This is a genomic window from Alteromonas sp. ASW11-130 (assembly GCF_026183735.1).
Taxonomy (GTDB): Bacteria; Pseudomonadota; Gammaproteobacteria; order Enterobacterales; family Alteromonadaceae; genus Alteromonas.
Genome location: NZ_JAPFRE010000002.1, coordinates 50,228 through 62,139 on the forward strand (window position 1 = coordinate 50,228; position 11,912 = coordinate 62,139).

The 11,912-nt window shown below is 43.2% G+C and carries 10 protein-coding genes; 3 read left to right on the top strand and 7 right to left on the bottom strand.

The window, feature by feature from the left end:
• Positions 1-43: 43 nt before the first annotated feature.
• The 3 genes from OPS28_RS00230 to OPS28_RS00240 all read left to right on the top strand — a co-directional run bounded on the left by OPS28_RS00230 (position 44) and on the right by OPS28_RS00240 (position 3,278).
• Positions 44-1,594, top strand: coding sequence for a bifunctional GNAT family N-acetyltransferase/carbon-nitrogen hydrolase family protein (locus OPS28_RS00230; RefSeq protein WP_265607394.1), 1,551 nt, complete (start codon positions 44-46; stop codon positions 1,592-1,594).
• 2 nt (positions 1,595-1,596) lie between these two features.
• Entirely contained in the window at positions 1,597-2,364 is a 768-nt protein-coding gene (locus tag OPS28_RS00235; protein ID WP_265607395.1) for a thioredoxin family protein, read from the top strand.
• A gap of 131 nt (positions 2,365-2,495) precedes the next feature.
• Complete coding sequence (locus OPS28_RS00240; protein ID WP_265607396.1) at positions 2,496-3,278, top strand: hypothetical protein; 783 nt, start codon at positions 2,496-2,498, stop codon at positions 3,276-3,278.
• Positions 3,279-3,894: 616 nt separating this feature from the next.
• Here the strand turns inward: OPS28_RS00240 and rpsO are convergent.
• From rpsO to OPS28_RS00275, 7 genes are all read right to left on the bottom strand, one after another.
• Positions 3,895-4,164, bottom strand: a complete 270-nt coding sequence (gene rpsO, locus OPS28_RS00245) for a 30S ribosomal protein S15 (protein WP_265607397.1) — start codon at positions 4,162-4,164, stop codon at positions 3,895-3,897.
• 102 nt (positions 4,165-4,266) lie between these two features.
• Complete coding sequence (truB, locus tag OPS28_RS00250) at positions 4,267-5,235, bottom strand: tRNA pseudouridine(55) synthase TruB (protein ID WP_265607398.1); 969 nt, start codon at positions 5,233-5,235, stop codon at positions 4,267-4,269.
• 5 nt (positions 5,236-5,240) lie between these two features.
• The gene (gene rbfA / locus OPS28_RS00255) at positions 5,241-5,633 is read right to left on the bottom strand and encodes a 30S ribosome-binding factor RbfA (protein ID WP_265607399.1); all 393 of its coding nucleotides are present in this window, start codon (positions 5,631-5,633) and stop codon (positions 5,241-5,243) included.
• A gap of 84 nt (positions 5,634-5,717) precedes the next feature.
• Entirely contained in the window at positions 5,718-8,321 is a 2,604-nt protein-coding gene (infB, locus tag OPS28_RS00260; protein WP_265607400.1) for a translation initiation factor IF-2, read from the bottom strand.
• Positions 8,322-8,344: 23 nt separating this feature from the next.
• Positions 8,345-9,838: a transcription termination factor NusA gene (gene nusA / locus OPS28_RS00265; RefSeq protein WP_265607401.1), complete on the bottom strand. Its 1,494-nt coding sequence runs from the start codon at positions 9,836-9,838 to the stop codon at positions 8,345-8,347.
• Positions 9,839-9,883: 45 nt separating this feature from the next.
• Entirely contained in the window at positions 9,884-10,342 is a 459-nt protein-coding gene (gene rimP, locus OPS28_RS00270; RefSeq protein WP_265607402.1) for a ribosome maturation factor RimP, read from the bottom strand.
• 728 nt (positions 10,343-11,070) lie between these two features.
• Complete coding sequence (locus tag OPS28_RS00275) at positions 11,071-11,481, bottom strand: MHYT domain-containing protein (protein WP_265607403.1); 411 nt, start codon at positions 11,479-11,481, stop codon at positions 11,071-11,073.
• Between the last annotated feature and the right edge of the window lie 431 nt (positions 11,482-11,912).

The following is an 11,912-nucleotide window of genomic DNA, read 5'->3' on the forward strand; positions in this document are numbered from 1 at the left end:
CAGCTGTTTAGTTTTACCTTTTTAGCTCTTTGAGGAATGTTTTATGAGCCAAGACCAAACCGTTGTTGAAGATACCGAACATCATCTTGAGTTACGGAAACTTCGGCTTGACGATTACGAGCACGTTAAGGAATTAATGAATCAAGTTTACGCCAGTGTAGGTGGTGCCTGGCCTTATAAAAACTTTAAAGCGCAAGTTACAACCTTTCCTGACGGGCAGATTTGTATAGAAGATAAGGGTAAAGTGGTCGCGTTTGCCATCTCGGTCATCGTAGACTATGACCAATTTGGCGATAAGCATAGTTATGATGAAATTACAGGCGATGCCTATTTGACCACACACGATCCAAATGGTGATGTACTGTATGGTGTCGAAGTCATCGTTTCACCTGACTATCGAGGACTGCGTCTAGGCCGTCGTTTGTACGAGGCGCGTAAGGAGCTGTGTCGAAATCTAAACCTAAAATCGATTATGGCTGGGGGGCGAATTCCTAATTATGGTAGCTATGCCAATGAGATGACCCCTTATGAGTACATTGAACAAGTTAAATCAAAAGACATTTACGATCCTATTTTAACTTTTCAGCTTTCGAATGGCTTTGAAGTTAAACAAGTATTGCATGCCTATCTGCCAGAAGATCAGGATTCCCATGGATATGCAACGTTATTGCAATGGCACAATATTTATTACGAGCCCGGTAACCCAAAACTATTTGGAGGCTTAAAACCAAGTGCACGTATTGGCTGTATTCAGTGGCAGATGCGCTACTTTGAAAATGTCTCTGAAATGCTGCAACAGGCGGAATATTTTGTAGATGCACTTTCAGACTACAAATGTGATGTAGCTTTGTTTCCGGAATTCTTTAATGCTCCCTTAATGGGCTTATGCCCTTCCGAATCATCTATTGATGCTATTTGGCATTTAGCCACCTATACCGATGAAATTTTAACCGCCATGTCGCATTTAGCTGTTTCATATAATATCACGATCATAGCAGGATCTATGCCTGTGGTAGAAGATGACGAGCTGTATAACGTAAGTTATATATGTAAGCGAGACGGCACTATAGAAAGTCAATATAAGCTACACCCTACCCCACATGAAAAGTCTGATTGGATAATGAAAGGGGGGAATAGCTTAAGGGTTTTCGATACAGATTTTGGCAAAATTGGGGTACTGATATGTTATGATGTTGAGTTCCCTGAGTTGGGTAGAATCTTATCTGATCAGGAAATGCAAATTCTGTTTGTACCTTTTTGGACAGATACCAAAAATGGTTATTTAAGGGTGCGACGATGCGCCCAGGCAAGAGCCATTGAAAATGAGTGCTATGTGGTTATTGCCGGGAGCGTAGGCAACTTGCCCAAAGTAGATAATGTAGATATTCAATATGGTCAAACCGCTGTATTTTCGCCCTCAGATTTCGCATTTCCTCACGATGCTATTGTATCTGAAACGACACCCAATACAGAAATGACATTAATTGTGGACTTGGATTTAGAAAAATTACGGCGCCTGCAAAATGAAGGTTCTGTGCGTAATTATCTTGATCGCAGACGTGACTTGTACAGAGTCGAGTGGATTGGAAATTAACAATGCCGTTAAAACATCTTTGCATCAGTATATTTTTTATAGTGAGTATTTTTTCGCTTTCTTCACGGGCGGAGACAGCGGATGGACCTTTCTACGAACATCACGCGAATTTGTTAGAGAAATATCAATCCGTGCTTGCACAGGCAAGAAAAGAGGACACTCTTATTTTGCTTATCGTCGGTGCCGACTGGTGTCATGACTCAAAAGCACTGGCCGGCCAGATTAAATCCAGGTCGGCCCAAAGTGTTATAAGTAAGCATTACACCCTTATGGCCGTTGACGCAGGATGGTTAAATAATCTATCAGATTTGTTAAGTCCTCTTGGCCACCCGGTTTATTTCGGAACTCCGAGCGTGTTCATAATTGATCCCGAACACCAAATTATTCTCAACCGAGAGTCTCTCCAGCGCTGGCAGAGCGCTCATAGTGAGAGTGACTCATCTTTTGCGCACTATCTCTCAACCGAGAATATGAATGCGGCTGATAAAAAGAAAAAGATACTTGAGCGAAACAAACAATACCGAAAAGCATTAGCACGTATTCAGGAGTTTGAACGACAACAGGCTAAGAAACTGTATGAAGCTTATTCAATTTTGGGTCCGAAATTAGCGGTGGAGTCTGAAACGGGTCACGCACAGAACCTTGACAAACTTTGGGATGAGGTAAGACGATATCGCTATCAACTGCAACATGATTTAGCCGTTCTTTATCAATCGTTGGGGAAAGATAAATTTGTCATTCCTTCGTATCCTAAATTGTCTTTTGAGTAACCGCCTGAAAGCTATGTAGCTTTAAGGCGAAAATAGCGCTAACATCGCTTAATTAAGTCAATAACGCTATAAGTAACAAGTAACAAGTAACAAGTAACAAGTAACAAGTAATTAATTAGTAAAGAGAGCTTATGTCAAACGATTCACGTGACGATGATTTTCCGAGAATTCTGGTAGATGAAGAAGACCGTCGAGCCTACCACCAAAAAAAGCAGGTAGCTGCACATACTATTCGTAAAGACAAAACAGGTAAGTCTAAGGTAAATAATGACCCGGGTGAAGTTCGCACTAAGGGTAATGGAATCTGGATTTTCCTTATCGCACTTATCGCTGTTGCAGCATGTGGTGGATGCTATTATTTATATACGTTACTTGAGCAACAACAGGCGTCTGCCAAACAAGCAGAAGCCAGAATTGTCGAACTGGAAAATAAACTATCTGCTACAGGTGAAGAAATTGGCGAATCGACCGTTGCCCTTCAAGTAAAAGTGACGGATTTGTCTAAAAAGACAAATGATCTCTGGGAACAAATGGATAAGCTTTGGGCGTCGGCTTGGCGAAGAAATCAAAAAGAAATTGCTGATTTAGTTGAAAAAACGAATACGATTCAGAGTTCCCTAACATCTTCTGTTAAATCAGTGAATCAGAGTGTCGATGGACATAAAAGTCAGATAGCCGCCTTGAGAAACGAAATTGCCGCGATGGCTGATGAAGTGCTAGCGCTGAATGTGCGGCTAGAGCAAACAACGGGCGACAAAGCTCGACAAGCTCAGACGGTTAAAAACCTTACCGACAAATTGACTGTTCTGGAGCAACGTAACAATGCACTTGCCAGCAGGATCAGCACGCTTGAAAATGAACTCAGAACCATAGCCACAAAGGTCGTTAGTAGCCCAAGTTCGCCAGGTCAATAACTCTGTATTAGAGCGAGCAAAAGCTCGCCTCTAATAGTACTTAGGTTCAGCGTTTATGTTATGGGTAGATGGTGATAGTGATGATATCGGAGCTTTTGGCGTTACCACCGTTGATCAACCATAAACGCATGTTATGTTTGAGACAACCTTTTTATTTCTAGCAGGAATGACTGTCTGTCGAAAATCTGTTTAGCTATCTCTTTGCCCCAAGAAAGGCCGAGAATAAGGATACTTCATTATTAATATTTTTGTCTTATTGTTAGATCTTTATTACTGACAACCAACGCTACATAGTAATACCATTATTAAGCTTATAGGGCATCTCGCCAATCAAGTCAGGATTCAACTTTAAAGTCAGCAAGCCCTACTCCTGTTAACGGTTCCCCCGCAAAATACGCTCAACCTTAAAATAGAGAAATTCTGCCCTTCCTACATCAAACTTAGCTAGTGTATGAGAGTCGTTAAAACTTTTTGGCTTTGCTTTTAGCCGTAAAATTATAGTATTCGGCACGGCTCACACTCTCCAAATTAAGTTTGAAAAGTGTCAATGCTATTCAGGACGGGGCAACAGTTACAAAAAAAGCGCCATAAGGCGCTTTTTTTAAGAAACACGAACTTAGCGGCGTAAGCCTAAACGCTTGATAAGGTCTAGGTAACGCTCTGCGTTCTTACCTTTCAAGTAATCAAGCATCTTACGGCGTTGGCTAACCATACGCAATAGACCACGACGCGAGTGGTGATCTTTTTTGTGGCCAGCGAAGTGGTTTTGTAACTTATTGATGTTATGTGTCAATAATGCAACCTGTACTTCTGGTGAACCTGTATCACCTTCTTTTACACCGTAGTCAGCAATAATTTTTGCAGTTTCTTCTTTAGTTAGTGACATATTCATCTCCTGTTATTAAATGTTTGGCCAATCACTAATTCAGCCAAACAGATGAGAGCGCGTATTATAACGGCAAGTTACTAATTTGCAAGGGCAGGAAGATTAATACACTACTCTTCTTCTGGGCATTACAAATAACCCTTGACCCCGGACTTGTTCAGGCTGATCCTTCGGATTTCGTATCGCTTCACCCACCCCTAAAAATGTAGTTGGCTGCTGTCGATAGATACGGTAAAGCTGCCCCTCATCTACTGATGTGGATAGGGGTAAAATACTTTGCCCATGCTCAAATCTATCTACCTGTTCGTCATTCAACTGTATTGTGTTTAATGACATTACTGCCATATCCATAGGTAATAGAAGTGAATCTAAAGCTGCGAAATCTTGTTGTTCGTGGGCGTGTCCTGCAAGTGTCACAAGATCATCCAAAGCAATCATCCGTTCCGCTGGATAATCTGCAACACGCGTTCGGTGAAGCATAGTCACATATGCTCCACATCCCAGCGCCTGCCCAATATCATCTACTAGTGAGCGAATGTAGGTTCCTTTGCTACAATGCACGGTCATTGTGACTTCTGGTAGCGATATCTGGTCAATCGTTAAGGAGAAGATATTAATATCTCGAGGCTTCCGATCAATGGTTATTCCCTGCCTTGCATACCAATACAAGGGTTTTCCTTCATGTTTTAGCGCCGAAAACATAGATGGTATTTGTTTACTCTTTCCGATAAAAGACAAACAGGTATCTATTACTTCTTGTTCACACGATCCCACCGGCTTCTCTTCCACGACTTCGCCATCGGCATCGGATGTTGTAGTACGAACGCCCAGCTTAGCTGTTACGCGGTAGGTTTTATCCGCATCTAACAAGAATTGAGAGAACTTAGTCGCCTCGCCTAAACAAATTGGCAACATACCGCTGGCTAATGGATCAAGGGCGCCAGTATGACCCGCTTTTTCGGCCTGATATAACCAGCGTACTTTTTGCAAAATATTGTTTGATGAGCCCCCAATGGGCTTGTTCACCAATACAATGCCATTGATTTTACGGCCTTTTCTACGCCTGGGCATGGTATTTACTCGTTGTCTTCAGACTGCTTTTTGGCATTATCTTTCGCGACAGTTTTTGACACAAGACTTGAAATACGCATTCCTTCCTGAATAGATGTGTCTTCGAAAAAGTGCAAATGAGGTACTGAGCGCATCCTTATGCGTTTTGCCAACAAACTTCTTACAAAACCTTTATTGTCGTCTAATAATTTGAGTTGCGTTTTAACTGTATCATTGTCACAGTTATATAAGGTAATAAAGATTTTTGCATGAGCTAAATCTCTGGACACCTCTACATCAGCAACCGTGATGAGTGGAAGGTTTCCAACCTTATGCTTATATTCATTTTGTAAAATACTGGCTATTTCTTTGTGGACTTGCTGAGAAACTCTATCAGTACGTGAAAATTCCCGTGCCATAGTCATTCTCCTTCTTTTAAGCTAATAGGCAGAAAAAATGGGGGCTATTATGCCCCCATTCAACTTTGATTATATTGGCTGCTTTTATATATGACGAGCAACTTCAATGATTTCGAATACTTCGATCTGGTCTCCGACCTTAACATCATTGTAGTTTTTAACGCCAATACCGCATTCCATGCCGTTGCGAACTTCTTGAACGTCGTCTTTAAATCTACGCAGTGATTCTAACTCACCTTCGTAAATAACTACGTTGTCACGAAGAACACGAATAGGATTGCTACGCTTAACATTACCTTCAGTAACCATACAGCCCGCTATAGCGCCCAGTTTTGGTGATTTGAATACATCACGAACTTCGGCAAGACCAATAATTTCTTGCTTAAATTCTGGCGCGAGCATACCACTCATGGCTTGCTTGACTTCATCAATCAAGTCATAAATTACGCTGTAGTAACGTAAATCCGTTTCTTCAGCTTCAATGACTCGACGAGCTGTAGCGTCCGCACGGACGTTGAAACCAAGAATAATCGCACCCGAAGCCGCTGCTAGTGTTGCATCAGTTTCTGTTATTCCACCTACGCCAGAGCCAACGATGTTCACTTTTACTTCGTCAGTAGACAATTTCACTAAAGAGTCGGAAATCGCTTCAACAGAACCTTGAACATCTGCTTTGAGCACTATATTCAAGTCACTTACGTCGCCAGCTTCCATATTAGCGAACATATTTTCAAGCTTCGCTTTTTGCTGACGAGCCAGTTTAAGTTCGCGCTGTTTCTGGTGACGCTTGGCGGCAACTTCACGTGCTTTACGCTCATCTTTAACCACTACAGCATCTTCACCAGCGATAGGAACACCTGAAAGACCAAGTACCTCAACCGGTGTTGACGGGCCAGCAGTTTTTACTTCTTTACCGGTCTCATCGCGCATTGCACGAACGCGGCCATATTCTTCACCGCACAATAGAATGTCACCAGCGTTAACTTGACCTTGTTGAACAAGAACAGAGGCTACAGGACCCCGCCCTTTATCAAGGCGAGACTCAATTACAATCCCACGCCCTGGTCCTGAATCTACTGCTTTAAGATCGAGTAATTCGGCTTGTAGATTTATCGCTTCGAGTAGAGAATCCACGCCCATACCCGTTTTCGCAGATACGTGAACAAATTGATGTTCACCGCCCCACTCTTCCGAAATAACTTCCATCTGAGACAGCTCCGTTTTTACTCGGTCTGGATCAGCGGATTCTTTATCCATTTTGTTCACAGCAACAATCAATGGCACATTAGCTGCGCGAGCGTGTTGTATAGCTTCTTTGGTTTGAGGCATAACACCATCGTCAGCAGCGACAACCAAGATAACAATATCGGTTGCAGTTGCACCACGAGCACGCATAGCTGTAAATGCGGCGTGTCCAGGCGTATCTAAGAAACAGATTTCACCATTGTCAGTTTCAACTTTGTATGCACCGATATGTTGTGTGATCCCACCGGCTTCGCCAGCTGCAACTTTAGCTCGGCGAATGTAATCCAACAAAGAGGTTTTACCATGATCTACGTGGCCCATTATAGTAACAACAGGCGCGCGCGTGATCGCTTCACCCTCATCACTGTTTGCTAACAACTCATCTTCTAAGGCATTGTCGTTAACCAGCTCGTACTTATGGCCCATTTCTTCGATAACCAGTACCGCTGTGTCCTGATCAAGAACTTGGTTAATGGTAGCCATCTCACCCATCTTCATCATGGCTTTGATAACTTCATTAGACTTAACCGCCAAGCGATTAGCTAACTCACCTACCGTGATGGTTTCACCCAATTTAACGATACGCTCTACCGGTTGAGCTGGTTTATTAAAGCCCTGTTTCAGGTGCTCACCCGCGTTCTTTTTAGATTTCTTACGGCGACGCGATGAACGTTCAATCTGCATGTCTTGCTCATCTTCTGCTTCCTGGGCATAGCGATTAGAATGCAAATGAACTTCTTCGGCTTCAGCTTTCTTACGGCGCTCTTCTTCTTCTTTCCAGCGACGTTCGTTTTCTTCAGCTAGTTTACGTGCTTCATCAGCTGCTTTCTTCGCTTCTTCTTCGAGCTTGCGTTTAGCTTCTTCTTCTTGCTGCTTACGCAAACGCTCTTCTTCCTGGCGCGCTTTTTCTTGCGCTTCGCGCTCTTCGCTTGTCATTTCAGCTTCTTGCTCTTTACGTGCTTCTGCTTCTTGTTTAGCTTTTTCAGCGCGCTTAATACGCTCCGCTTCAGCGGCCTTCTTGGCCTCTTCTGCTTTTTTCGCTTTTTCTTCTGCTAAACGCTTTGCTTCAGCTGCCGCTTTTTCTTCTGCTTCACGACGAGCTTCCTCTTCCTTACGGCGGGCTTCTTCTTCGGCCTGACGCTGCTCGTCCATTTCAGTACGTTTTACATAAGTTCTTTTCTTACGAACTTCGACTTTTACCGCTTTGGATTTACCAACGCTTAAAGTACTGGTGGTTTTGCGCTTAAGCGTCATCCGCGTAGGTTCTTCAGAACCCGCGCCACCGTGCTGTTTACTCAAGTGATCAAGCAATCTGCGCTTTTCATCTTCAGTTACTTGCGAGTCTACAGCCTTTTTGATTCCAGCATCTTCAAACTGGCTAACCAGTCGGTCAACGGTTGTACCAATGTCACTGGCGAGCTTTTCTATAGATACTTCTGCCATTACGTGTTTATCCCCCTGCTGACCTATTCTTCATTAAACCAAACGATATTACGAGCAGCCATAATTAATGCTCCCGCCTTTTCTTCGCCTAGTTCTTCAATATCACTAATATCATCTGTGCTTTGCTCAGCTAGCGCTTCTAAATCAGTAACTCCACGGCTAGCTAACACAAACGCAACATGACGGGTCATACCTTCCAAATTCAGCAATGCTTCGGTAGGTTCAGAACCATCAAGCGATTCTTCATTTGCCAGTGCGCGCGTAGTTAACGCTGCACGGGCACGATTACGCAGTTCTTCAACAGTATTTTCATCTAAGCCTTCTACAGCCATCAATTCATTTACCGGAACATACGCAACTTCTTCTAGTGTACTGAAACCTTCATCAGCCAATACACCAGCAAACTCTTCGTCAATGTCTAACGCATCAACAAAGATTTGGATAACTTTGGCATTTTCTTCTTCATGCTTGTTATTCAAATCTTCTATGGTCATTACGTTAAGCTCCCAACCCGTCAGTTGACTGGCTAAGCGCACGTTTTGGCCACTACGCCCAATTGCTTGAGCTAAATTGTCAGCTTCTACCGCCACATCCATCATGTGACTATCTTCATCCACAACAATGGAAGCGACTTCTGCAGGTGCCATAGCGTTGATAACAAATTGTGCAGGATTTTCGTCCCACAGCACAATATCTACACGCTCACCACCCAACTCTCCAGATACTGCTTGTACTCGTGAACCACGCATTCCTACGCACGCACCAACAGGATCGAGGCGTTTATCATTAGTTTTAACAGCAATCTTGGCTCGTGAACCTGGATCTCTTGCGGCCGATTTAATCTCTAGTGTCTCTTCAGCAATTTCTGGTACTTCCAGACGGAACAGCTCAACTAACATGTCAGGATGAGTACGGCTGATAAATAATTGTGCACCCCGAGCTTCTGGACGAATGACAAACAGCAATCCGCGCACGCGGTCACCCGGACGGAATGTTTCGCGTGGCAACATATCATCACGGAAGATTACACCTTCAGCGTTGTTACCTAAATCGATAATGATATTGTCACGGTTCACTTTCTTAACCGTTCCGGTGACTAACTCACCCACTTTGTCCTGATACTCTGCCACCATTTGGGCACGTTCCGCTTCACGGACTTTCTGTACGATAACTTGCTTAGCTGTTTGAGTTGTAATGCGGTCAAACGCAATTGACTCAATTTGCTCTTCTACAAAATCACCAACCTGAATCTCAGGTTCGTCGATTTGTGCAGCAGATAACGTTAACTCTGCGTACGGATTTTCTTGTTCCTGATCATCCGCAATCACCAACCAACGACGGAACGTATCAAAATCACCAGTGGTGCGATCAATACTTACTCGAACTTCAATATCGCCAATATTCTTCTTTTTTGTAGCACTGGCAATTGCATATTCCAACGCTTCAAAAATCTTTTCTCTAGGCACTTGTTTTTCATTTGAAACGGCTTCAGCCACTAACAAAATTTCTTTATTCATTTACGCCTCACTCATGCTTCCAATAACGAAAGCGATGCTGTTCCATTAGTCAAAAGTGGGAACAACGTTACCTTTCTCGATATTCGCCACAGCTAACTGAAACTGCTGGCCATCCACTTCAATACTGACATTGCCGTTTTCACATGCCAATAATTTACCTTTGAAATTACGTCTATTGTCAACAGGCATGCGGGTACGTACCTGCACGACCTCACCTATTGAAGCAACATAATGCTTTTCTTTAAATAAGGGGCGATCCATACCCGGCGACGAAACTTCAAGGTTATATTCGGTGTTGATAGGATCTTCGACGTCAAGAATTGCGCTCGCCTGATGACTAACATCCGCACAGTCATCGACGGTGATCCCATTTTCATGGTCTATAAACACACGCAAAATTGAATGCTTACCGGCACGCACAAATTCCACGCCCACCAGTTCAAACCCCAATGCTTCTACACCAGGCTCTAGCATTTCAGTTAACTTGTCTTCAAGTCTTGACAATCGTTACCTCCAAAAACAAAAAATGGGCATATAGCCCAACCGAAACTGTATAACTCGATATGTGAATACACAATCTAGACCATACAGATAAAGATACAACAAAAAGCCCCGTACTAGCGGGGCTTTTTGAAAATCTGGACCCAAAACTGCTCACTAGCAGCTGCAGACTAAAGGGTAATTCGCCTAACGGCAAAGCCTGCATTAGCAATGCGTTTCTGTCTTAATGCTTAACAGAAGGCCCGCTATTGCTAAAAAGTGCGGGTATTATACTGATATCTGTCCGAATACGCAACATGCAGGTGGACGCTATTGAAGTTAATTAGCGATTCAACCTCCGCGCCTCCATCATCGTCCCACCGTAATTTTCTTTTACAGATCTCTCCCAGATTATCTTCTAACACCTCAACCCAACAGCGGCTTTTTTCATGGGCTGCGCTAAACACTTTTTCATCATAATAACGAGGCCTTTCAGGGGCATAAGCTTTTTTGCAGACTCTCCTGTTAACTCATTTTCAATTTTCACCCCAGTCCAGGATCCGCTTAACCGGGGGATTACGGTTATACGTATTATTAAACCTTGTTAATTTACAGTTGAAAGACCATCAATTGCGGTATTCCTTATTGGGTCCTGTAGTCGCCCGCTTTCAATTAGTCGCGAAGGGGCATTCTTATACTGGTAGAAAATTGAGATACCGGAAACGAATGCGATTAACGCCAGCGTGGTTAAACTAACGGCTGTAGCGAGATAAATAAGAAACATTTGCCGGTTGTGCAGATAGTTCTAAACCAACCGGTTTTATAAAACGGGCGGCACTCATTCCAGTGTAGTGCATTTCAGAAATAGCCAAGCTCATTACTATACCCGTCAGCAGCATAGCTTTTACCGACAGTCTTTTATCTTTTTGTAAGCGAATAAAACCAAAGTGAATGTACAATGTAAGCATTACCAGTATCACGAGCACCACAATGGATAGCAAAAAAGCGGTAAGTGGTAAGCGGTAATGAAATAATGGCGCCATTTCCATAGCAGCCATTCCGGTATAGGGCATGGTCCCAACACGCGCCACAACATGCACACCATCTACAGTGATTTGCGGACGAATAATAGTCGACTCTACCAGCTGTCTTAACCTAGCCATGCTGAGACAATGCCTGGAAACGCCGACAAAGCGGTTAATCCTGAGCGGTATTGAACTGACGTTCATTAGTCAAAAGTCAGCTTGCCAACAAATTTGTATCGCTCTAATCCCGCCTCCTAATGCCAGGCTGCCAGTGGTAAGAAGTAAATTTCGCCTTAAAGCAACGTTTGACTCCGTCGCTTGTTCTGCTGCCTGAACCCCCATAAATAAAGCAAATATGGCAATTACAACAGAAAGCAATATCAACCACGGACTGTAATTACCGTAAATCAATAATGACGAGGGGGGAATGGAAAAGAAGTTATGAGTGGATCGAACAAACAGAGTTTATGTGACTGTCCCACGTGAGTAAAATCGTGTTATAAGAATAACGTTCAACCGTTGCCACAATTTTTGAAGCCCAACTGCGTTATTCATAAGACATATGCAAC